General features: G+C 72.6%; 22 protein-coding genes. 14 read left to right on the forward strand and 8 right to left on the reverse strand.

Annotated features, from left to right (window positions below; translation table 11 throughout):
* Nucleotides 1-17: 17 nt before the first annotated feature.
* The 4 genes from MM440_RS07665 to MM440_RS07680 form a co-directional block, all read right to left on the reverse strand.
* Nucleotides 18-908 carry an HhH-GPD family protein gene (locus MM440_RS07665; protein ID WP_241443723.1) on the reverse strand — a complete coding sequence of 297 codons (891 nt, stop codon included), beginning with the start codon at nucleotides 906-908 and terminating at the stop codon, nucleotides 18-20.
* Nucleotides 908-1963, reverse strand: coding sequence for a DNA integrity scanning diadenylate cyclase DisA (gene disA, locus MM440_RS07670; RefSeq protein ID WP_241443724.1), 1056 nt, complete (start codon nucleotides 1961-1963; stop codon nucleotides 908-910). Before disA ends, MM440_RS07665 begins: the two co-directional genes overlap by 1 nt.
* Before the next feature lie 42 nt (nucleotides 1964-2005).
* On the reverse strand, nucleotides 2006-3400 hold the full coding sequence (radA, locus tag MM440_RS07675) for a DNA repair protein RadA (RefSeq protein WP_241443725.1): 1395 nt from the start codon (nucleotides 3398-3400) through the stop codon (nucleotides 2006-2008).
* Nucleotides 3401-3495: 95 nt separating this feature from the next.
* Nucleotides 3496-4020: an FBP domain-containing protein gene (locus MM440_RS07680; RefSeq protein ID WP_241443726.1), complete on the reverse strand. Its 525-nt coding sequence runs from the start codon at nucleotides 4018-4020 to the stop codon at nucleotides 3496-3498.
* 78 nt (nucleotides 4021-4098) lie between these two features.
* Between MM440_RS07680 and MM440_RS07685 the strand changes: the two genes are divergently transcribed.
* A complete protein-coding gene (locus MM440_RS07685; RefSeq protein WP_241443727.1) occupies nucleotides 4099-4590 on the forward strand; it encodes a cupin domain-containing protein in 492 nt (163 codons plus the stop codon).
* The gene (locus MM440_RS07690; RefSeq protein WP_241443728.1) at nucleotides 4587-5513 is read left to right on the forward strand and encodes an SMP-30/gluconolactonase/LRE family protein; all 927 of its coding nucleotides are present in this window, start codon (nucleotides 4587-4589) and stop codon (nucleotides 5511-5513) included. Before MM440_RS07685 ends, MM440_RS07690 begins: the two co-directional genes overlap by 4 nt.
* 548 nt (nucleotides 5514-6061) lie before the next feature.
* Here MM440_RS07690 and MM440_RS07695 read toward each other — a convergent pair.
* Nucleotides 6062-6787 (reverse strand): class I SAM-dependent methyltransferase, encoded by a 726-nt coding sequence (locus tag MM440_RS07695; RefSeq protein WP_241443729.1) that lies wholly within the window; start codon nucleotides 6785-6787, stop codon nucleotides 6062-6064.
* Nucleotides 6788-6817: 30 nt separating this feature from the next.
* Entirely contained in the window at nucleotides 6818-7669 is an 852-nt protein-coding gene (locus tag MM440_RS07700) for a DUF3109 family protein (protein WP_241443730.1), read from the reverse strand.
* Between the two features lie 76 nt (nucleotides 7670-7745).
* On the opposite strand from MM440_RS07700, the gene MM440_RS07705 reads away from it, so the two are divergent.
* From MM440_RS07705 to MM440_RS07760, 12 genes are all read left to right on the forward strand, one after another.
* The gene (locus MM440_RS07705) at nucleotides 7746-8690 is read left to right on the forward strand and encodes a Ppx/GppA family phosphatase (RefSeq protein WP_241443731.1); all 945 of its coding nucleotides are present in this window, start codon (nucleotides 7746-7748) and stop codon (nucleotides 8688-8690) included.
* A gap of 10 nt (nucleotides 8691-8700) precedes the next feature.
* A complete protein-coding gene (locus tag MM440_RS07710; RefSeq protein ID WP_241443732.1) occupies nucleotides 8701-9537 on the forward strand; it encodes a sugar phosphate isomerase/epimerase family protein in 837 nt (278 codons plus the stop codon).
* Nucleotides 9538-9592: 55 nt separating this feature from the next.
* Nucleotides 9593-10438, forward strand: coding sequence for an ABC transporter ATP-binding protein (locus tag MM440_RS07715; RefSeq protein ID WP_241443733.1), 846 nt, complete (start codon nucleotides 9593-9595; stop codon nucleotides 10436-10438).
* Nucleotides 10435-11169, forward strand: a complete 735-nt coding sequence (locus MM440_RS07720) for an ABC transporter permease (protein ID WP_241443734.1) — start codon at nucleotides 10435-10437, stop codon at nucleotides 11167-11169. The genes MM440_RS07715 and MM440_RS07720 overlap by 4 nt, the downstream gene beginning before the upstream one ends.
* Before the next feature lie 38 nt (nucleotides 11170-11207).
* Entirely contained in the window at nucleotides 11208-12149 is a 942-nt protein-coding gene (locus MM440_RS07725) for a proline dehydrogenase family protein (protein WP_241443735.1), read from the forward strand.
* Nucleotides 12150-12159: 10 nt separating this feature from the next.
* Complete coding sequence (gene proC, locus MM440_RS07730; RefSeq protein WP_241443736.1) at nucleotides 12160-13020, forward strand: pyrroline-5-carboxylate reductase; 861 nt, start codon at nucleotides 12160-12162, stop codon at nucleotides 13018-13020.
* A gap of 278 nt (nucleotides 13021-13298) precedes the next feature.
* The gene (locus MM440_RS07735; RefSeq protein ID WP_338155621.1) at nucleotides 13299-13706 is read left to right on the forward strand and encodes a GNAT family N-acetyltransferase; all 408 of its coding nucleotides are present in this window, start codon (nucleotides 13299-13301) and stop codon (nucleotides 13704-13706) included.
* A 162-nt stretch (nucleotides 13707-13868) separates the two neighbouring features.
* Nucleotides 13869-14996 carry an acetoin utilization protein AcuC gene (locus tag MM440_RS07740; protein ID WP_241443929.1) on the forward strand — a complete coding sequence of 376 codons (1128 nt, stop codon included), beginning with the start codon at nucleotides 13869-13871 and terminating at the stop codon, nucleotides 14994-14996.
* A 188-nt stretch (nucleotides 14997-15184) separates the two neighbouring features.
* Nucleotides 15185-15385 carry a helix-turn-helix domain-containing protein gene (locus MM440_RS07745; protein WP_241443737.1) on the forward strand — a complete coding sequence of 67 codons (201 nt, stop codon included), beginning with the start codon at nucleotides 15185-15187 and terminating at the stop codon, nucleotides 15383-15385.
* Nucleotides 15386-15499: 114 nt separating this feature from the next.
* Entirely contained in the window at nucleotides 15500-15598 is a 99-nt protein-coding gene (locus MM440_RS07750) for a 30S ribosomal protein bS22 (RefSeq protein ID WP_003792170.1), read from the forward strand.
* Nucleotides 15599-15714: 116 nt separating this feature from the next.
* Nucleotides 15715-16782, forward strand: a complete 1068-nt coding sequence (locus MM440_RS07755; RefSeq protein WP_241443738.1) for an NAD-dependent epimerase/dehydratase family protein — start codon at nucleotides 15715-15717, stop codon at nucleotides 16780-16782.
* Nucleotides 16779-17858 (forward strand): lysophospholipid acyltransferase family protein, encoded by a 1080-nt coding sequence (locus tag MM440_RS07760; protein ID WP_241443739.1) that lies wholly within the window; start codon nucleotides 16779-16781, stop codon nucleotides 17856-17858. The genes MM440_RS07755 and MM440_RS07760 overlap by 4 nt, the downstream gene beginning before the upstream one ends.
* Nucleotides 17859-17900: 42 nt before the next feature.
* On the opposite strand, the gene MM440_RS07765 is transcribed toward MM440_RS07760, so the two are convergent.
* Together MM440_RS07765 and MM440_RS07770 are read right to left on the reverse strand one after the other, a co-directional pair.
* On the reverse strand, nucleotides 17901-19481 hold the full coding sequence (locus tag MM440_RS07765) for a hypothetical protein (RefSeq protein ID WP_241443740.1): 1581 nt from the start codon (nucleotides 19479-19481) through the stop codon (nucleotides 17901-17903).
* 107 nt (nucleotides 19482-19588) lie between these two features.
* The gene (locus MM440_RS07770; RefSeq protein ID WP_241443741.1) at nucleotides 19589-20317 is read right to left on the reverse strand and encodes an RNA polymerase sigma factor; all 729 of its coding nucleotides are present in this window, start codon (nucleotides 20315-20317) and stop codon (nucleotides 19589-19591) included.
* Nucleotides 20318-20443: the final 126 nt, after the last annotated feature.

The following is a 20443-nucleotide window of genomic DNA, read 5'->3' on the forward strand; positions in this document are numbered from 1 at the left end:
CTGGCGACCGCGCGCCGTCAGCTCCCCGACGGCAGGGCGAACCGCCCGTCGGCGAGCGGCTCGACCAGCCCGTCGGCGACGAGCGAGTCCAGGCACCGCAGCCGCTGCTGCTCGTCGCGGGTCCAGGCCCGGCGGAGATCGGCGTCGCTCACGGGGTCGGGCGTCTCACGAAGCACGGTGAGCAGGGTGCCGCGGCACTGCCGGTCGGTGCCCGCCCATGCCTGGCCGCGATGCGCCGGCCCCTCGTAGACCGGCCGGCCGGCAGCGACCCACGCGCACCGGTGCTCGATCGGGCAGTCCCCGCACCGCGGGGCACGAGCCGTGCAGACCAGGGCGCCGAGCTCCATGACGGCGACGTTCCAGACGGCGGCGTCGGCACGATCGGCCGGCACCTGCGCCGTGGCCCGCTCGCGGTCGGCCCGGTCGAGCGAGGGCGCGGGCAGCGCGACGCCGCCGACGGCGCGGGCGAGCACCCGGCGCACGTTGGTGTCGATGACGACCGTCCGCTCGCCATGGGCGAAGCAGACCACCGCCGCCGCCGTGTAGACCCCGATGCCGGGCAGGGTGAGCAGCTCGGCCTCGGTGCGGGGCACCTCGCCGCCGTGCTCGGCGGTGATGGCCACGGCGGCCTCGCGCAGGCGCAGCGCCCGGCGTGGATAGCCGAGGCGCCCCCAGGCACGCACCACGTCACCCGGGCTCACCGCGGCGAGGTGCGCCGGCGTGGGCCAGCGCTCGAGCCACTCGCGCCAGACCGGCTCCACCCGGGCGACCGGGGTCTGCTGGAGCATGATCTCGGAGACCAGGACCTCCCAGGCGCTCGCCGTGGGGGTCCGCCAGGGCAGGTCGCGGCCGTGGCGCAGATACCACGCGTTGACCTCGACCCAGAGCGGCTCGGGATCGGCCGGCACTAGACGTAGCGCTCGAGGATGCTCGACTCGGCGAGGCGCGACATGCCCTCGCGGACCGTGCGGGCGCGGGACTCGCCGACGCCCTCGACCGCCATGAGCTCCTCGAGCGAGGCGCCGAGCAGCCGCTGCAGCGAGTCGAAGTGCTCGACCAGGCGCTCGATGATGGTGCTCGGCAGCCGCGGGATCTTGTTGAGCAGGCGGTAGCCGATCGGGCTGACGGCCTGGTCCAGGGTGTCGGGGTGGCTCGAGAAGCCGAGCGCACGGGCGACCAGCTGCAGGTCGAGCAGCTCGGGTGAGGTGAGCTCGGCGAGGTCACCGAGCACCTGCTGCACGGTGGCCTCGCTGTCGCCGGTGGTGCGCAGGTAGTCCCGGATGACCAGCTCGCGGTCGCTGCTCACGCCGCCGGTGAGCTCGTCGAGCTGCAGCGACAACAGTCGGCCGTCGGTGCCGAGCTCGTTGACGTAGCCGTCGACCTCGTCGCTGATCCGGCGCACCATCTCGAGGCGCTGCAGGACCGCCGTGATGTCGCGGACCGTCACGAGGTCCTCGATCTCGAGTGCCGACAGGGTGCCGGTGACCTCGTCGAGGCGCGCCTTGTAGCGCTCGAGGGTCGCCAGCGCCTGGTTGGCGTGGGACAGGATCGCGGTGGAGTTCTCGATGACGCGGCGCTGGTTGCCGACGTAGAGCGCGATGATCTGCATCGACTGGCTGACCGAGATGACCGGGAAGCCGGTCTGCTTGGCGACCCGCTCGGCGGTGCGGTGCCGGGTGCCGGACTCGCTGGTCTCGATGGAGGCGTCGGGCAGCAGCTGGGTCGCCGCCCGGACGAAGCGCGACACGTCGCCGGTGACGACGATGGCCCCGTCCATCTTGGCCAGCTCACGCAGCCGGGTGGCGGCGAACTCGATGTCGAGTGGGAAGCCGCCGGTCGCGATGTCCTCCACGACCTTGTCGGTGCCGAGCACGATGAGCGCGCCGGTGCGGCCCCGCAGGATCCGCTCGAGCCCGTCACGCAGCTCGGTGCCAGGTGCGACTGCGGCCAGCGACGCGCGCATCAGATCGTCGTCGGACCGGTCCACACATGCCTCCCCGAGGGTCTACTGCTCGTCCTGGCAGTGTAGTCGGATGGCTTCGTAGACGCCGGACACCTCCACGAGTGTGATGCCGGCCGGGACCGGGCCCGAGGCGATGGTGCCGGGCGGGACCAGGGCGCGGGTGAAGCCCAGCCGAGCAGCCTCGGCGAGGCGCCGCTGGATGCCGGTCACCGGGCGGACCTCGCCGGCGAGGCCCACCTCGCCGAACGCGACCGTGCCCGAGTCGGGGGTGGCGTCGGCGGTGGAGCTGGCCGCGGCGAGGGCGATCGCGAGGTCGGCGGCGGGCTCGGTCAGCCGGATGCCGCCGACGGTCGACAGGTAGGCGTCGCGGTCGTCGAGCTTGATCCGGGCGTGCTTGGCGATGACGGCGAGGACCGTCGTCACCCGGTTGAAGTCGAGCCCGGTGGCGACCCGGCGCGGCGTGCCCGGGCGCGGGTGCTCGGCGACCAGCGCCTGGACCTCGGTGACCAGTGGCCGCCGCCCCTCCAGCGTGACCGACACGCAGGTGCCGGTCTGGGCCTTGTCACGGCTACCGAGGAACAGCCCGGACGGGTCGCTCAGCCCGTCGATGCCGGTGTCGTGCAGGTCGAAGCAGCCGACCTCGTCGGTGGCGCCGAACCTGTTCTTGGCCGCGCGGACCAGGCGCAGCCGGGAGTGTCGGTCGCCCTCGAACTGGACGACGACGTCGACGAGGTGCTCGAGCACGCGGGGGCCGGCGATCGACCCCTCCTTGGTCACGTGACCGACCAGCAGGGTGGCCATGTTGCGGGACTTGGCCTCGGCGATCAGGGCCGCGCTGACCTCGCGGATCTGGGCGACGTTGCCTGCGCTGCCCTCGATCTCGGCGCTGGCGAAGGTCTGCACGCTGTCGACGACGAGCAGCTGGGGCTCGACCTCCTCGATGTGCCCGAGCGCGCGCCCGAGGTCGGTCTCGGCCGCGAGGTAGAGCGTGTCGGCCAGCGCCCCGATGCGCTCGGCCCGCAGCCGCACCTGCGCGGCCGACTCCTCGCCGCTGAGGTAGAGCACGGGGGCGCCGAGGCGGGCCACCCGGGCCGCCACGTCGAGCAGCAAAGTCGACTTGCCGATGCCGGGCTCGCCCGCGACGAGGATCACCGAACCAGGCACGACACCGCCACCGAGCACCCGGTCGAACTCACCCACGCCGGTGGCCCGCGCCTGGGCCCGGGTCGCGTCGACCGCCGAGATCGGACGGGCCGGCGCGTCGACCGGCCGGGTCGGCGCGGTGCGCACGCGCTGGGTGCCGACCTCGGCCACCGAGCCCCAGGCGTGGCACTCGCCGCAGCGCCCGACCCACTTGACCGTCGTCCACCCACACTCGGTGCAGCGGAAGCTGCTCTGGGCCCGTGGGGCCGCCTTGATCGCGGTGGTCTTTGCCATGGTGCTGAATGTAGGCGGAGGGTCTGACAGACCCCTCCCGCGACACCCCGTCGGCCCGGCCGAAGGACCCACCACAGAGGGCGAGGGGGTGCGGTCTACTCTGTGTCGGCGGCGGGCTCGCCCTGCTCAAGGACCATCTCGGCGAAGCGAGCCGCGCGCTCGCGCAGCGTGGCGATGCGCCGCTGGACGATGCGCTCGCGGTCCTCGGCGGAGTCGCTGCCGACCTCGGACAGGACCGGGGGACGCCGGACGTTCTGGGAGCAGCTGAAGTCGGTGCAGATCAGCGTGCCGATCGTGTTGCCGCGACGACCGGCGGCCCCGGCCCGGCGAGCGACGTGCATCGAGACGTCGTCCATCACCACGACGTCCTGGCACCAGGCGCACATCACCTTGCGGCTCTGCTTCGAGCTGGTGCCGGCGCGCAGCATGATCCCGACCGGCTCGTCACCGACCTGCGCGACGACGTAGGCCGCGTGCTCCCGCTTGGCGTCCCGCCACCCGAGGTAGTCGAGCCGCTCCCAGTCGATCGCATCCATGTCGGGCACCGACGCCTGGCTGACCTCGCGCTTGGAGGCGTTGCAGAAGGACGCGCGGATCTGCCTCTCGGTCAACGGGTTCATGGGTCCGATCCCACCACCTGCGACCTGACCGGGTCCACCGGGTTACCGATCACCGTGGGGTAGGCGGATACTGGACGGGTGACCGGTTCCGTGCAGCTGAAGCCCCTGACGAACCCCGGCACCGACCCCAGCGACCCGCCCCGGGTCCCGATCTACTCCCTGTGGACCGGCACCGACGGGCTGAGCCACATCGACACCTCCGAGCTCGCCGGCTTCGGCCTGCGCAGCATCGGTGGCGGCGCCGACCCGCAGTGGTTGCGCCCCTTCCCGGGGCAGGTCAAGGGGGTGTCGTTCGCGGTGCTCCCGGTGGGCTGGGTGGGGGAGTGGCACGAGAGCCCCGCACAGCAGTGGGTGGTGCCGCTGAGCGGCCGCTGGTTCATCGAGACCCAGGACGGCGCACGCGTCGAGATGGGTCCCGGAGACGTCCACTTCGGCCAGGACCAGGGCACCAAGGACCAGGACGGCACCACTGGCCACCGCTCCGGTCAGCTCGGCGAGGAGCCCTGCGTCCAGCTGCTCGTCCAGTTCGAGGAGCCGGTGGCCGCCTCGACCCAGCACCCGTTCGGATGACCCGCGAGCTGCCGCTGCTGCGCCCGCCCGGGCCGCCGCTGGACGACACCGCGGCGGACTGGGTGGACCTGGCCGAGCCGCTGCGCCCCCTGGTGGCGGACAGCCGGCTGCTCACGCTCTACGACCAGGCGATCTGGGCCGAAGGTCCCGTGTGGTGGCCGCAGCGTTCGGTGCTCGCCTTCAGCGACGTCCGAGGCCGACGTCTGCTCGGGTGGCACGAGGACGGTTCGGTCGAGATCCTTTGTGACGTCACCGAGTTCGGCAACGGCAACGCCGTAGACCAGGAGGGCCGGCTCGTGCACTGCGAGCACGGCCGGCGCGCGATCAGCCGCACCGAGCCGGACGGCTCGACGCACGTGCTGACCGATCGGGTCGGCGGGCGCCGCCTGAACTCGCCCAACGACGTGGCCGTCGGGCCGGACGGGGCGATCTGGTTCACCGACCCCACCTTCGGGCTGCAGGACCCGCGCGAGGGCTACCCGGCAACGCCTGAGCTGGACGTCACCGGGGTCTACCGGTGGGCCGGCGGTGAGCCGCAGCTGATGGCCGCCTTCGACCAGCCGAACGGGCTCGCGTTCGCGCCGTCCGGCCGCACGCTCTACGTCACGCAGACGCCGACGGACGGCCCGGTCGGCATCCATGAGCTGACCCTCGACCAGGGGCGCGTGCTGCGTCGACGGCTCTTCGCGACCGTGCCGCGCGGCATCCCCGACGGCCTCACCGTCGACTCGCGCGGCTGGGTGTGGAGCACCTCGGGCGACGGGATCTGGGTCTTCGACGAGGCGGGCGCCGTGCTGGGGCTGCTGCGCACCCCGCACCTGACCAGCAACTGCACCTTCTCACCCGACGGCGACCGGCTGTTCATCACCGCCGCGTCGACGCTGTGGTGCCTGCGGCTGCCGGCGATCTCCACCTCCGGCTGAGCTAGGCGCGCCACGACCTGTCTATCTCGATCGACGCGCGGTGCGCCCCGCGGCACTCGGCTGAATCCGCGCAGGAAGGCGTGAGGTGCCGCCTTCGTGGACGTGCGCATCTCACGGGAAGGTGCGCATCTCACGCGAACGTGCGCGCCTTCCCACCTGTAGAGCGCCCGGCGCGGTGGGCCGCCCGAGCGCGCGCATCCGCGCACGAACCGGTGAGACGCGCAGGAACCCGTGAGGCACCGCCTTCCCGGACGTGCGTGTGTCACGGGAAGGTGGGCATCTCACGCGAACGTGCGCGCCTTCCCACATGTAGAGCGTCGGGCGTAACCGTGGGCGTTGGGAACGGCGGGCCGCCCGGGTGGCCACATCCGCGCACGAGGCGGTGACATGCGCAGGAGCCGGTGAGACGCCGCCTTCCCGGACCTGCGCGTCTCACGCGAAGGTGCGCGTGTCACGGGAAGGTGCGCGCCTTCTCACCTGTAGAGCGGCCGGCGCGGAATGGGCGGATCCCTCGGCAGACCCGACGCCGCTCGCCAGCTGACCCGCAGCTAACCCCGGCGGTGCCACCACAGGTTGACGGCGTAGTCGACCTCGGTGCCCTCGTGCTCGGCCAGGATGGCGTCGGCCGCCGCGGGCGCGAACTCCAGGCGCACGACGCGCTCGAGGTCGGCGCGGGTGCGGTGCGACCAACGGATGTCCACCTCGGTGCGCTCCCACCCGCGCCGGCGCCAAAAGCGTTGCACCGCAAGGGGATCGTAGGTCGGCCAGGCGCGGCGGAACCAGCCGCCGAAGGTGGACCGGGTGGCGTCGTTGTCGATGACGAACGCCACCCCGCCGGGTCGCAGGACGCGCTCGACCTCGTCGAGGCCCGGCTCGCTCCCGGCGCCGAAGAAGTAGGCCCACCGGGCGTGCACGACGTCGACGGACGCGTCCGCCAGCGGCAGCTGTTGGGCACCGGCCTCGACGACCTCGATGCGCTGTCGAACCTCGCTGGGCAGCAACGTAACTCGCTCCCGAGCCCGGTGCGCGAGCGGCGGGTGCGGCTCGACCCCGACGACGTGACCGGCCGTCTGCGCGAAGCGCGGGAGGTGGTAGCCCGTCCCGCAGCCGACGTCCAGGACCGCAAGGCCCGACCAGTCCTGCACGGCGCGCATCGCGGCCTCGATCGCCCGCTCGGGGTCTACGCCGTCGTTCTCGAGCTCGTAGGTGTCTGGGTCGTCCCAGATGTTGGGGCTCGGGATGGCGAGGCGATGCAGGTCGCCTACGTCGCCCATGTTGACTACGTCGCCCACGTCACCCACAGGTCAGCGCCGCTTCTTGGTGGCACTCTTGCGCGGAGCCGCCGCCTCGGGGGTGCGAGCGGCCGGGCGCTGCTCGGCCGCGAGGGTCGCCGGGTGGACGAAAAGCGGTAGCAGCTCACGCTTTCCGGTGGAGCGCAGCGTCTTGACCGCCCGCATGTAGGCCTCGCAGTGCACCACGAGCTGTTCGTACGCCTCGTCGCCCATCAGCTCGCGCAGCTCGTGCTCGCTGGAGCGGTAGACCGGCTCGCGCGCCACGTGCGCGTCGGAGCTCGCGGAGCAGTACCAGTCGAGGTCGTGGCCACCGGGTCCCCAGCCGCGGCGGTCGAACTCGCCGATCGTGACCTCCAGGTAGGACGTGCCGTCCGGCTGCTCGACCGTGCGGTAGGACCGCCGGATCGGCAGCTGCCAGCAGACGTCGGGCTTGACCGTGTGCGGCAGCCGACCCGTCTCGATGGCGTACGTGTGCAGCGAACACCCTGTGCCACCAGAGAAACCCGGGCGGTTGAGGAAGACGCACGCGCCGTCGACGACGCTCGTCTTCAGCGCCCCGTCCTCGTCGCGCTCCAGCCAGCCGTCGTCCTTGCGACCGACGGACCGGTGCTGCCACTGCTCGGGGGTGAGCCGCTCCATGTGCTCGCGCACCCGGGCTACGTCGTCGTCGTCGGTGAAGTGCGCACCCAGGGTGCAGCACCCGTCGTCCGGCCGGTCGGCGTAGACCCCGTGGCAGCCCGACCCGAAGATGCACGTCCAGCGGGACGTGAGCCAGGTCAGGTCGCAGCGCAGCCGCTGGTCGGCGTCGGCCGGGTCGGTGAACTCCACGTAGGAGCGGGGGATGTCGAGGTCGCTCTCGGGCACGTCCCTACCGTAAGCGCGTTCGGGGCGTGCGCGTGCCAGGGCGACCAGGTCGACCCCGGACGGTTAGGTTCGAGTCATGCGCCTCGGAGTCATCGACGTCGGATCCAACACCGTCCACCTGCTCGTGGTGGACGCCCACTGGGGAGCGCACCCGCTGCCCGCCGTGTCGCACAAGGTCGAGCTGCGGCTCGCGGAGTACACCAAAGACGACGGCACGATCGCCGAGGAGGGTGCCGCGGCGCTGGAGCAGTTCACCCAGGAGTGCCTCGTCGTCGCCGAGGACCAGGGCGTAGAGCGACTGATGGGGTTCGTGACCAGCGCCCTGCGTGAGGCCGGCAACGGCGAGCAGGTGCTCGAGCGGGTGCGGGTCAGCACGGGCGTGGACCTCACGGTGCTGAGCGGTGAGGACGAGGCGCGGATCACCTTCCTCGCCGTCCGTCGCTGGTTCGGCTGGTCGAGCGGTCGGCTGCTGGTGCTCGACATCGGCGGGGGGTCTCTGGAGATGGCGTCCGGCATCGACGAGGACCCGGAGGCGGCCGTCTCGGTGCCGCTCGGTGCCGGCCGGGTGACCCGCAACCTGCTGCCGGGCAACCCGCCGTCCCGCGAGGACATCCGGGCGGCCCGCAAGGAGATCCGGCTGACCATCGCCCAGCGGCTGCGCGACCTCACCAAGGTGGGTGCCCCCGACCGGAGCGTGGGCACCAGCAAGACGATGCGATCGCTGGCCCGCGTCACCGGTGCCGCGCCGCGCGAGGACGGTCCCTACGTGCGCCGGGTCCTCGAGCGGGAGGCGCTGCACGACCTGGTGCCCCGGCTCGCCACCATGACCAACAACCAGCGCGCGGGCCTGCCGGGCGTGTCGGCGAGCCGGGCCCCGCAGCTGCTCGCCGGCGCCCTGGTCGCGGAGGGCGCGATGGACCTGCTCGGGGTCGAGTCCCTCGACATCTGCCCCTGGGCGTTGCGCGAGGGCGTCATCCTCGACGAGCTCGACGCGCTTCGTCGGACGCCCACGCCGTCGTAGGCTGACCACGATGTCCTCCAACGGCTCCGTCACCCCACGCGAGGAACGCCCCGCCACCGTCGCGCTCTCGAGCTCCTCGGTCTATCCCGATCTGACCGAGGACGCCTTCCGGCTCGCGGTCGAGCTGGGCTACGACGGCGTCGAGGTCATGGTCTACACCGATCCGGTGTCGCAGAGCGCGACGGACCTGCTGCGTCTGGTCGAGCGCTACCAGATGCCGATCGTGTCCATCCACGCGCCGACCCTGCTGCTCACCCAGCGCGTCATGCACGCCGAGCCGTGGCCCAAGATCGACCTGTCCATCGACCTCGCGCACGCCGTGGGAGCCCCGACCGTGGTCGCCCATCCGCCGTTCCGGTGGCAGCGGGTCTACGCGCGCGAGTTCGTCGACGGGGTGGCCATGCGCGAGGACGAGCACGACATCACCATCGCCGTCGAGAACATGTATCCCTGGCGCGCCGGCCAGCGCGCCGTGCAGGCCTACCTGCCGCACTGGGACCCGGTCTACCAGCCCTATGACCACGTCACCCTCGACGTGTCGCACGCCGCGACCGCGCAGGCCGACAGCCTCGAGATGGCCCGCGCGCTCGGGTCGCGCCTGTCGCACGTCCACCTGACCGACGGCACGGGCTCCTCGCTCGACGAGCACCTGGTGCCGGGGCGTGGCGGACAACCGGTCGCGGAGCTGGTCGGCCACCTCGCCGAGACCGGCTTCGGCGGGGCGATCGTCATCGAGGTGAGCACCCGCAAGGGCACGCCGGCCTCGCGTCGCGCCGACCTCGCGGAGTCGCTGCGCTTCACCCGGGAGGCGTGGGCCGCGTCGCCGGTCAACGGGGTGGCCTCCTAGCGCGTGTCCCGCCCCCGCGCCGCCACCGTGCGCCCGGCAGCGGTAGCGTCGGAGCATGCGCAGCCATGGGCGCCACGAGCGCGGTCGGGTCCCCGACGGGCCGTCCGGTGAGCAGTTCGACCAGCAGCTCGACCAGCAAGGGGTCGTGGTGCGCCGGCTGGTGGTCAGCCGCGGGGGTCGCGAGGTCCTGCACGGTGTCGACCTCGACGTGCCGGCCGGCCAGGTCGTCGGGCTGCTCGGGCCGAGCGGAGGCGGCAAGTCGACCCTGCTGCGGTCCGTCGTCGGTGTGCAGGTCGTGGCGTCCGGCGAGGTCACGGTGCTCGGGCTGCCCGCTGGTTCGCCGGCGCTGCGGGACCTCGTCGGCTACACGACCCAGGCCCCGAGCGTCTACCCCGACCTCACGGTGCGCGACAACGTCGACTACTTCGCGCGGCTGCACGGGGTTCACGGGCGCGAGGAGCGCCGCGAGGTCGTCGAGCGCACCATCGAGCGGGTAGACCTCGCGTCGCACGCCACGGCGTCGGTCGCCACCTTGTCCGGCGGTCAGCGCAGCCGGGCGTCGCTCGCCTGCTGCCTGGTCGGGTCGCCACGGGTGCTGGTGCTCGACGAGCCGACGGTCGGGCTGGACCCGCTGCTGCGCCGCGACCTGTGGCAGATGTTCCACGAGCTGGCCGCCGCCGGAGCGACGGTGCTGGTGTCCAGCCACGTCATGGACGAGGCGACCCGCTGCGACCGGCTGGTGCTGCTGCGCGACGGCCGGATCGTCTTCGACGGCACCCTCCCCGAGCTGCTCGAGCGCACCGGGGCGGCCGACGCCGAGGGCGCTTTCCTGGTCCTCGTCGAGAGCGCCGAGCCGACGACTGCTGAGCCGACGAGCACCGAGCCGGGGGAGGAGTCGTGAAGCCCGCCCTGACCCTGGCGACGACCCGCCGGATCCTGCAGCAGGTGCGGGCCGACCCGCGCACCATCGCGCTGCTCGTGGTCGTGCCGTGCGTGCTGCTCGGCCTGATGGCATGGATCTTCTCGGGCACGCCCGTCTTCGACCGGGTCGGGCCGGCGCTGCTGGGCGTCTTCCCGTTCGTCGTGATGTTCATCGTCACCAGCATCACGACCCTGCGCGAGCGGGCCAGCGGCACCATGGAGCGGCTGTTCACCACCCCGCTCGGCAAGGGCGACCTGCTGGCCGGCTACGCGCTCGCGTTCGCCCTGCTCGCCACGGTCCAGGCGCTCGTCGCGACGGCGTTCGCGGTCTACGTGTGCGGGTTGAGCGTGGCGGGGTCGCTCGGCCTGCTCATCCTCGTCGCCGTGGTCGACGCGGTGCTGGGGGCCGCCTTCGGACTGTTCGTCTCGGCGTTCGCCCGCACCGAGTTCCAGGCCGTGCAGTTCATGCCGGCCCTGGTGCTGCCGCAGTTCCTGCTCTGCGGGCTGCTCGTGCCGCGCGACCAGCTCGACACCCCGCTGCGCCTGCTCTCGGACGTGCTGCCGCTCTCCTACGCCGTGGACGCGATGTCCTCCATCGCGACCGACGCCTCAGGGGCCGGTGACGTGTGGCGCGACGTCGCGATCATGGCCGCCTTCGCGGTCGGCGCGATCGTGCTCGGAGCAGCGACGTTGCGCCGTCGGACGCCCTGAGACCACCCCTGTCGGTGGGTGCGGCTAACCTGACGCTCATGAGCGACAGCCTGCGTCGACGCATCATCGATCTCGCGGCGCACGACCGTGTCCGCTCGCTGATCGAGAGCTCGCCGGGCAGCCGCGAGCTGCTGGGGCGGTTCATCGTCGGCGACACGCTCTACGACGCGCTGGAGGCGGTGCGCGACCTGCGCGTCACCGGGCGGGCTGCGACCGTGTGCTACCTCGGGCCGGACGGCGTGGACGCCGAGCACCGGGCCGAGACGGTCCGCGAATACCAGGCGCTCGTGCAGAGCGCCGCCAAGGAGGGACTGACCGCCTCCGGTGACCTCGACGTCTCGCTGCGGCTGTCCGCCCTCGGGGTGGTCGGCCGGGTGTTCGACCGCGAGGCGATCCTCGAGGCCGCGCGTCTCATCGCCCGCAGCGCGGCCAACGCCGGTGTGACGCTCACCCTCGACGTCGAGGGGCCGCAGACCGTCGCCGAGATGCTGCGCGTGCACGCCGAGCTGCGCGCCGACGTCCCCGACGTCGGCATCACCATCGCCTCCTGCCTGCGCCGCAGCGAGGAGGACTGCCGCCGACTGGCCGCGCAGGCGGCCCGGGTGCGCCTGTGCAAGGGCGCGTTCTCGGTCAGCGAGGTCGAGGGCTGGCGCGGCGCCGACGTCGACCTCGCGTTCGTCCGCTGCCTGCGCATCCTGCTCGCCGGCAGCGGCCAGGTCCTGATCGCCACGCACGACCCGCGGCTGCTCGAGATCGCGGCGGCGCTCGTGCGTGAGACCGGCCGCGACCCCGCCACGGTCGAGTACCAGATGTATCTCGGGGTCCGCCCGCTCGGCCAGACCTCCATCGCCGACCGCGGCGACCGGTGCCGCGTCTACATCCCCTACGGCTCGGCGTGGTACTCCTACCTCATGCAGCGGGTGGCCGATCGACCTGCGTCGGCCGGCTTCCTGGCCCGATCCGTTCTGACCCAGCGCTGAGGAGTCGCCCGTGCCCGACCAGCAGCCCGACCAGCAGGCCCACCAGCAGGCCGATGCGCTCGCCGACCGCGTCGTCGCCTTCCACGGCGTCGGGGTGATGGGGGCGGCCGTGCTCGCGGCGCTGGTGGCGTCGGGACACCCCCCGGAGCAGGTCCTGGCGATCGACACCTACCAGGCGGGCGTGGACGCCGTGGTCGAGCAGCACGGGGTGCGGGCGGCCACCGCGGCCGAGGCCGCGCAGCAGGCCGACGTGCACGTGCTCGCGGTCAAGCCGGCCGACGTGCCGGCCGTGCTGGCCACCCTGTCCGAGGCCGCCGGTCACGAGGGCCGCGACGCCGTCGTCGTGAGCGTGGCCGCAGGCGTCACCACGGCGGCGCTGGAGGCGGGGCTGCCGGACGGCATGGCCGTGGTGCGGGTCATGCCCAACACGCCGGCTGTGCTCGGGGCCGGGATGTCCGTCGTCAGTCGCGGCAGCGCGGCCGACGACGAATCCGTGCGCCTCGCCTGCGCGCTCCTCGGCACTGCGGGCGAGGTGCTCGAGCTCCCCGAGAAGCAGCTCGACGCGGTCACGGCGACCAGCGGCTCGGGCCCCGCCTACGTCTTCTATCTCGCTGAGGCGATGATCGAAGGCGCTGTCCTGCAAGGACTTTCACGCCCCGTAGCCCGTCAGCTCACCTTGCAGACGATCCTCGGGTCCGCGCGCATGCTGGTCGAGGGCGAGGACTCGCCGACCGTCCTGCGCGAGCGGGTGTCCTCGCCCGGCGGCACCACCATGGCTGCCGTGGCGACCCTCGACGCGCACGCCACCCGTGCGGCCGTGGTCGACGCGATCCGCGCTGCGACCGAGCGCTCGGTCGAGCTGGGCGCGTGACCAAGGTTCGACCAACTTTCGACGCTACTACTCGTCCGCGAGGACGCCCGGAAACTCTCCAGGATCCCCTCGGCGCCGGACCCGTTCTCACCCGGTAGCCTCCCCGCAGGACCCATGAAAGGATGACCGCATGAGCGACATCTCGGTGCGCGTGCTCACGGCTGACGACTGGCAGCTCTACAAGGCTCGCCGGCGCGGCCCTGGCCGACTCCCCTGAAGCGTTCGCCGCCAAGTACGACGACGAGGTCGCTTTCGACGACGAGGTGTGGCAGGACCGGATGGTGCGCGCCGCCCGGCTGCTCGCGGAGCGGGACGGCGAGGCCGTCGGGATCGCCAGCGTCCGCCCCCTCGAGGAGCGCCCGCTGGACGACGAGACCTACGCCGAGTTCTTCGGCATGTGGGTCGACCCCGCTCACCGCGGCGGTGGCGTGGGGGCCGCGCTCGTGCGGGCGGGGGCCGACCAGGCTCGGCACGAGCGCTGCACGCACCTGGCCTACTGGGTCGGCACCGACAACGGCCCGGCCGTCGCGTTCGCCAGCGCCTACGGCTTCCGCCCCACCGACTCGCGACGCCCGATGACCGTGCGTGGGGTGACCCCCTCGGACGAGAGCGAGGAGGAGACCATGATGGTGCTCTCGCTCGCGGAGGACCCGGGCGTGGTCGCCACCTCGGCCCTGCTGCACTGACCGGCGCACCGCATGCCGGACCCCTCGCCGTCGACCCCCGCAGCGGGGGTGCTGCCCCAGGACCAGAGCCAGGACCAGAACGGGGCCCAGACGCAGGACCAGACCACGAGCGTGGTGTGGGACCCGGCGTTCACGCGCTACAACTTCGGGCCCGGGCACCCCATGAGTCCGGTGCGGCTGGACCTCACGGCGCGGTTGTGCGAGGAGCTCGGTCTGTTCGCCCAGGACGACGTCGTGGTGGTGAACCCGCCGGTGGCCTCCGACGAGGAGCTCGCCACGGTCCACGACATGGGCTACGTCCAGGCGGTGCGGCACGCCGGTGAGCACCCCGACGACGCCGACCAGCGCTTCGGCATCGGCACCGAGGACGACCCGGCGTTCGTGGGCATGCACGAGGCGTCGGCCCGCATCGTCGGTGGCACCCTCGCGGTGACGAAGGACGTGTGGACCGGCCGCGCGCGGCACGGCGTGAACTTCTGCGGCGGCATGCACCACGCGATGCCCGACCGGGCGGCCGGGTTCTGCATCTACAACGACGCCTCGGTGGCGATCGAGTGGCTGCTCGCCCAGGGCGTCGAGCGGATCGCCTACATCGACATCGACGTCCACCACGGCGACGGGGTCGAGCGGTGCCACTGGAACGACCCACGTGTCATGACCTGCTCGATCCACGAGACCGGCCGGGTGCTGTTCCCCGGCACCGGCTTCCCCGGTGACATCGGCGGCCCGGACGCGATGGGCACGGCCGTCAACGTCGCGCTGCCCCCGGGCACCGGCGACGCCGCCTGGCTGCGGGCCCTGCACGCCTCGATCGTCCCGCTCGTGCGGGCGTTCAACCCGCAGGTGCTGATCACCCAGCAGGGCTGCGACAGCCACTTCCAGGACCCGCTCGCGCACCTGGCCATCTCCGTCGATGCCCAGCGCCAGGCGATGGAGGCCCTGCACCGGCTCTCGCACGAGCTGTGCGACGGCCGGTGGATCGCGCTCGGGGGAGGGGGCTACGAGGTCGTCGAGGTCGTGCCGCGCAGCTGGACCCACCTCACCGGCATCGCCAGCCACCACCCGATCCGGCTCGACACCGAGATCCCGCTGGCGTGGAACGCCTATGTCCGGGAGCGCTACGACGTGCCTGGTCCCACCGTGATGAACGACGGTGTCGCCGAGGGTGGCGTCGTGTGGTGGCGCGGGTGGGAGTCCGGCTACAACCCCGAGGACCCGGTCGACCGGGCGGTGATGGCGACCCGCGAGGCGCTGTTCCCGCTCTACGGGCTGGACGTGTGGTTCGACTGACGGATACCGCCAGTCGGGTGATCCTGCGGCGTGTCGCGTGGACAACCGGGTCGGAATTGCCTGAGTGACTGTTCAGGAGTCACACCGACCTCTACCGTTGCTCCAGACGCACGAAGGGCATCCGCTCGCCGCTCGGTGGGACACCGGCGAATCGACAGCGTCGGGACGAGCAGGAAGGCTCAGTGGCGATGGCGACGAACAAGGGGCTCGGTGACGTGCGGTTCTGCACCGTGGCCGAGGTGGCGGACCTCATGCGAGTGTCCAAGATGACGGTCTACCGGCTGGTGCACAGCGGTGAGCTGCCCGCCGTGCGGGTGGGCCGGTCCTACCGCGTCCCCGAGGACGCCGTGCACGACTACCTGCAGGGGTCGTTCGTCGAGACCGCTTGACCGCTTCTGGCCGGCCGAGCGACGGTGCAGCGGCCCGACCGAGTTGGGGGCCGGGCGACCCGGACGGTAGGCTGGGCGGGATTGACGGTTTGACCTCCACCAGAAGGAACACCCATGGGTTCTGTGATCAAGAAGCGCCGCAAGCGGATGGCGAAGAAGAAGCACCGCAAGTTGCTGCGCAAGACGCGTCACCAGCGTCGTAACAAGAAGTAGCCTCGGTAGGCCGTCGCGGCCACCGATCCGCTGCGCCGAGCCTCGGGCCCCGATGGGGTGCGGGGCTCGAGTCGTCCAGCACCCTGCACCACCTCTGCACACCGGAAGGGGCGCCCGTGGCGAACGTCGTGCTGGTCACCGGGGTGTCCCGCCTGCTCGGTGGCCTGGTCGCCCGGGAGCTCGCGCGCCGCGAGGACGTCGGGCGGGTCATCGGCATCGACGTCGTGCCCCCGCGGCGTGACCTGTCGCCGATGGAGTTCGTGCGCGCCGACATCCGCAACCCGGTGATCGCCAAGATCGTCGACCGCTACGGCGTCGACACCGTCGTGCACGCCGGCGTTATCGCCACCCCGGTCGCCGCTGGCGGACGCTCCTCGCAGAAGGAGATCAACGTCATCGGCACCATGCAGCTGCTCGCTGCCTGCCAGAAGTCCGAGACGGTGCAGCGGCTGGTCGTGAAGTCCACAGGGGCGATCTACGGGGCAGCGGCGGCGGACCCCGCCGCCTTCGTCGAGACGCACGCGCCCACCCGTCACCCCGAGGTCGGTTTCGCCCGCGACTCGATCGAGGTCGAGGGCTACGTGCGCGGGCTCGCCCGGCGCCGGCCCGACCTGGAGGTCAGCGTGCTGCGACTGGCCAACGTCGTCGGGCCGACGATCTCGACCGCGCTGACCGACTACTTCAGCCTGCCGGTCCTGCCGGTCCCACTGGGCTACGACGGCCGCCTGCAGTTCCTGCACGAGCAGGATGCGGTCGCCTCGATCGTGCACGCCGCCGTCGGCGACCGCGCCCAGATCGTCGGCGTCACCAACGTCGCCGGCGACGGGGTGATCACCGTCGCGCAGGCCGGCCGGTTCGTGCGCCGTCCGCTGCTGCCGGTGCCGCTCGGCAGCGAGGGTCTGTGGGTGCGCGGCTACCACCTGAGCGGGATGGCGGAGCTGCACAGCGGCACCTTCAAGCAGCTCGCCTACGGCCGGGTCCTCGACACCGACCGGATGCGCACGGTGCTCGGTTTCGAGCCCCGCTGGACGACCCGCGAGGCGTTCCGGTCGTTCGCGGCCACCGCCGGTCTCACCCTCCCGGGGGTGGACCTGGCCGGCTCTGGCCTGCGCCGACTGCGCACCACCACGAGCGCGATGGGCCTCGGGTCCGACGTCACCACCACCCCAGGAGGCCGCGGATGAGCGACGCCGCCCCGACCCCGCGGCACCGCCCACGCCCGGTCGTCGTGCCCATGACCCCGAGCCGGCTCGAGGTGCCCTCGCAGCCGGGGGACGTGGAGCAGCTCGAGGCGGTGGAGCAGCTGGAGGACACCACGTCGACGACCTCGGGCGGGGTCGAGGACGGCCTCGAGGACGTCGTCGACGCCCTCGTCGACGTGCTGCGGGCGACCGCCCGGCTCGCCGGCCTCTCCGGCGAGCAGCTCGAGGAGCAGGTCGCGGCGACGCTCGGTTTCCTCACCCGGCGCGTCAGCGGCGACTACGAGGTCGACCTGTTCGGCTTCGACGCGGACTTCACCGAGCACGTCTACCTCCCGCTGGTGCGGCCGCTCTACCGGCGCTGGTTCCGGGTCGACGTGACGGGGATCGAGCACATCCCCGCCGAGGGCGGCGCGCTGATCGTGTCGAACCACTCGGGGACGATGCCGTGGGACTCGCTGATGACCCTGGTCGCCGTGCACGACGAGCACCCCCAGCGACGGCACCTGCGCATGCTCGGGGCCGACCTGGTGTTCCGCACCCCGATCCTCGCCGACCTCTCCCGCAAGGTCGGCACGACGGTGGCGGCCACCTACGACGCCGAGCAGCTCCTCGGGCGCGGGGAGATCGTCGGCGTCTGGCCCGAGGGTTTCAAGGGCGTCGGCAAGCCGTTCAGCGAGCGCTATCGGCTGCAGCGGTTCGGCCGTGGCGGGTTCGTGTCGGCCGCGCTGCGGGCCGGTGTGCCGATCATCCCGTGCTCGGTCGTCGGCGCCGAGGAGATCCACCCCATGCTCGGGAACGCCGGCGCGATCGCCAAGCTGCTCGGCTTCCCCTACTTCCCCCTGACCCCCACGTTCCCGTGGCTCGGCCTGCTCGGCGCGGTGCCCCTGCCCACCAAGTGGACGATCGAGTTCGGCGCACCCATCCCCACCGACGGCTACCCGCAGGGAGCGGCCGAGGACCCGATGCTCGTGATGGACCTGACCGACCAGGTGCGCGAGACCATCCAGCAGACGCTGCACCAGATGCTCATGCGGCGCCGCTCCGTCTTCCTCGGGTAGACCCCTCGCCGCCGAGCGGGCCCGGTCACCGAGCGTGCCTGGTCACCGACCGGGGGTCGGCCTGGGCGCGGTCGTCGGCTTGGCCGTCGGCTTGGTCGTTCCGGCGCGGACGGCTGCCACGGCTGGGTGCGGGACGGCTCGACGGGCCGCAGGGCGACCCGGGTCGTCGCAGGTGCCGTGCTCGTTGCACCACTTCGTCGCTGTCGGCGAGGGCGTGGGCGTCACGCTGGGGGATGTCGGCGTGGGCGTGGGGCTGGACGACGTCGACGTCGGCTCGGGCACCCGCTCCGGGTCGGAGCCCTCGACACCGATGACCACCGACCCGCCGCCGGGCAGCGGCACCACGACAGGCGGCATGGTGGGTGGCGGCGGGACCGGCGTCGGTGACGACGGCCTGGGCAGCACCCAGGTCGGGTCGGGCCAGCGCGTGATGGGTCCGGTGCGCGTGGGCCGGCTGCGGGTGGGGGCGGTGGGCTCGGGTGACCGAGCCTCGGTCGTGGTTGCCGACGTCGGGAGCGTGGTCGGGCGCGGCCTCGTGGGGGTGCGCGTCTGCTCCGGGGCGCGCGGCACCGTCGGACGCGGCACGCGGGACGTGGCCGCTGGTGCCGGTGCTGGTGGCAGCGCCGCCGTGGTTGGCGCCGCCGGAGGCGTCTGGCTGGGCGCCGGCGCGCTGGAGACGCTCGCGGTAGGCGTGGCTGTGGGGTTGGCGGGGCTGGTCGCGCTCGGCGTGGGCGTGCCGAGCGGTGCCACGCCCGCGCACCCCGCCCCGCACGCGACCAGCTTGGCGTTCAGTGTGGTCCTGCCTGCGGCGACCGTGGCGGCGAGCTGGTTCAGCGACGAGAGCGTGTCGGCTGGGAGTCTTGTGCGCAGCGTGGCGAGCTGAGGCTCTACCCAGACGGTGAAGTCGCGCACCGGAGCGAGGTCGTCCGGCGAGCGAGACTCCTCGAACGCCTCGAAGAGCTTGCTCTCACCGACGGACACGGCGGAGGCGGCATTCTGCAGGGACTCCCGGATGGCGTCGGTGTCGAGCTGCGAGCGGTCCGCCAGCGTGCCGGTGTCGGTGACGTGCTCGCGGGCCTGGCCGAGCAGGACGCGGCCCTGCGCGGCGGTGGACCCGGCCAGCTGCACCTGAGCCCCGTCGACGACCTGGCGCACGCCGTAGAGCGCGTCGCCGGGCAGCGCGCTCTGCGAGGCCACCCCCACGGCGGTCGTCGCGACGACGACGCCCGCGGCGGCGCCGAGCAGCGATCGGGGCACGCGGCGCGGGAACGCGATGACCTTGGCACCCGATGCAGGGGCCGGCGTGGACCCGGGCGCAGGGGGCGGGTCAGCGGGGTCGACGCGGTCAGCCGACGGCTGCTCGGCGGTCGGGCGGTCCGCGTGCCGCTGCGGCGGGGTGGGCACCTGGCCGGCGGCGAGCTGCGCGGCCATGGTCTTCAGGGCCGAGCCGAGCGAGGCGACGAAGCCGGGGTCGGGAGCGGGGACGGGCAGCGTCTCGACCGACCGCGCCGTGTTCATCAGCGCGGTCATCTCGGGGGTCGGGGCAGGGCTGACCGGCCCGCCGGCGAGGGCAGCCTCGAAGGCTTCTGCCTCTCCAGGGGTCACCAGATCGAGGTCAGGCAAGGGCACACCCCCCTTCGTGCAGTCGACCGATCCACAGACATGTCACCGTGCTCAACGAGCCAGGCCGGCTCGGGTTACGGCTCCGTAGCCACGTTCTTGAGCAGCGGTCACAAGGTCTCTCCCTCGAGGGCCCGCTGCAGCGACCGGACCGCGCGCAGCTGCAGCTGCTTGACGGCGTTCTCCTTCTTGCCGAGGACCACCGCGGTCTCGGCGATCGAGAGGCCGTCGATGAAGCGCAGCACCACGCACTCGGCCTGCTCGGGCTTCAGCGCCTTGACCGCCTCGAGGAGGCGCTCGTCGCGGATCCGGTCCAGGACCTCGCCCTCGGGGGCGTCGACCTGCTGGTCGGCGTCGAGCATGTCCGCCGTCGTGACCTCCATGCGGAACTTCGCCGACTTGGTGTGGTCGTTGACGACGTTGCGCGCGATGGTGACGAACCAGGCGGCGATGTCCTTGCCCTGCCAGGTGAAGGTCCCGATGTTGCGCAGCGCCTTGACGAAGGTGTCGCTGGTCAGGTCCTGGGCCGTGTGGACCTGCCCGACCCGCACGAAGATGTAGCGGTAGACCACCTCGACATAGCGCTCGTAGAGCTGGCCGAACGCCTCCGGGTCGCCGCGCTGGGCGAGGGTGATCAGGGCCTGCAGGCGTGCTGCCTCGTCGGGGGAGAGCGACCCGCGAGGGCCGTCGGGGGAGGCCCCCGCCGGGCCTCCGGACACCGCGGACCACAGCACCGTCAGGTCGAGACGGGGCGGTCCGTGCAGCCCGCCAGGCAGCCCTGGCCGGGCGAGTCCCGCCGGGACCGGGTGGGCCGCGGCGAGGTCCCAGGACGACGACATGGCGCCCCGTCGAGCCGACGTGGCGCCACTGACGAACCGGGCGAGGAGAGCGCTCGCCCAGGTTGAGGGCCGACTGATGAGGAGTGCTCCTCCCAGGATGGTTCGGAACCGTCATTATCAACCGTT

The organism is Arsenicicoccus piscis, from assembly GCF_022568835.1.
GTDB classification, from domain to species: Bacteria; Actinomycetota; Actinomycetes; order Actinomycetales; family Dermatophilaceae; genus Arsenicicoccus; species Arsenicicoccus piscis.